Source organism: Streptomyces rubellomurinus, assembly GCF_000961885.1.
In the GTDB taxonomy this organism is placed as follows: Bacteria; Actinomycetota; Actinomycetes; order Streptomycetales; family Streptomycetaceae; genus Kitasatospora; species Kitasatospora rubellomurina.
This window is the reverse complement of record NZ_JZKH01000229.1, coordinates 1-1,704: the sequence shown is the minus strand read 5'-3', so window position 1 is coordinate 1,704 and position 1,704 is coordinate 1. Positions and strand designations below refer to the sequence as shown.

The window sequence follows — 1,704 nt, the reverse complement described above, 5'->3', positions numbered from 1 at the left end:
CTGGTCAGCCGCCGCGGCCCGGCCGCCGAGGGCGTGGCCGAGCTGGTCGCCGAGCTCGCGGAGCTCGGCGCCGAGGCCCGGGTGGCCGCCTGCGACGTCGCCGACCGCGACGACCTGGCCAAGCTGCTCGTCGACCTGGACCACCCGCTGACGGCGGTCGTGCACGCGGCCGGCGTGATGGACGACAGCCTGGTCGAGTCGCTGACCGCGGAGCAGGTCGAGCACGTCATGCGCCCGAAGGTGGACGCGGCCTGGCACCTGCACGAGCTGACGGCGGGCACGGAGCTCTCGGCGTTCGTGCTGTTCTCCTCGATGGCCGCGATGATCGGCAACCCCGGTCAGGCGAACTACGCGGCCGCCAACGCCACCCTCGACGCCCTCGCCCACCAGCGGCGCGCGGCCGGCCTGCCGGCCACCTCGCTCGCCTGGGGCCTGTGGGCCGACGCCACCGGCATGACCGGCCACCTCGGCGAGGCCGAGCTGGCCCGCCTGGAGCAGATGGGTTCGGTCGCCCTGCCGACCGAGCTAGGGCTGGAACTGTTCGACCAGGCCGGGGAGTTCGACGCGGCGCTGCTGGTCCCGGTCCAGCTGGACACGGCCGCGCTGCGGGTCCAGGCCCGGGCCGAGCGGCTCCCCGCCCTGCTGCGCGGACTGGTCAGGATGCCGGCCCGCCGGCCGGAGCCGGTGGGCGCGTCGCTGGCCCAGCGGCTGGCCGGGGTGGCCGAGGTCGGCCGGGAGCGGGTGGTCCTGGAGCTGGTCCAGGCGCAGGTCGCGGCCGTCCTCGGCCACGCCTCCGCCGCCGCGATCGAGCCGGAACGGCCGTTCCAGGAGCTCGGGTTCGACTCGCTGGGCGCGGTCGCGCTGCGCAACCGGCTGAACCAGGCCGCGGGCGTGCGACTGCCCGCGACGCTGATCTTCGACCACCCGACGCCGTTGGCGGTCGCCCAGTTGCTCCTCTCCGAGATCGGGGTCGGGGCCGAGGAGCCGCTCATCGACCAGGAGTTGAAGAAGCTCGAAGGCCTGCTCGCCGCGGCCGATCCCGGCGAGCAGCAGCGGGTCGCGGGACAGCTGCGCGCCCTGCTGGCCACCCTCACCGACAACGGGGGCGGCCAGAGCCAGAACGAACTGATCGAGGCGGCCACCACCGCCGACGAGGTCTTCCGGTTGCTCGACGCCGAGTTCGGCGAGATCTGACGACACCGCCCGGGTGCGGTCGCGGTCCACGCGGCCGCACCCGGGCGTCGCCGACCGCGCACCATCGCTTATCTGCTTTTGGGGACGGGGAGTTCCGAACTTATGCACGTGAATGAGGCCGAGCGTCGGCCGGATGACCGGAGGATCCCGATGGACGACCGTGCCGTCGCCGTGGTCGGGATGGCCTGCCGCGTCCCGGGCGCCGACGACATCCACGCCTTCTGGCGGTTGCTGCACAACGGCGAGGACGCGATCACCGAGGCGCCCGCCGACCGGCGCTACGACGTCCCGGAGCTGGCGCCGTTCCGCCGGGGAGGGTTCCTCGACCGCGTCGCCGACTTCGACGCCGGGTTCTTCGGGATCTCCCCGCGCGAGGCCGCGGCGATGGACCCGCGCCAGCGCATGGTGCTGGAACTGAGCTGGGACGCCCTGGAGGACGCCTACCTCCCGCCGGACAGCCTGCACGGCAGCGCCACCGCCGTCTTCCTCGGCGCCACCGGCGACGACTAC

Annotated in this window: 2 protein-coding genes; both read left to right on the top strand. The window is 74.2% G+C overall.

Going from position 1 to position 1,704, the window contains the following annotated elements; translation table 11 throughout:
* A partial coding sequence (locus VM95_RS37460; RefSeq protein ID WP_045705852.1) for a beta-ketoacyl reductase occupies positions 1-1,194 on the top strand: 1,194 nt, incomplete at its 5' end.
* A gap of 150 nt (positions 1,195-1,344) precedes the next feature.
* Positions 1,345-1,704, top strand: a 360-nt coding sequence (locus VM95_RS37455; RefSeq protein ID WP_045705850.1) for a beta-ketoacyl synthase N-terminal-like domain-containing protein, incomplete at its 3' end; no start/stop codon positions are given.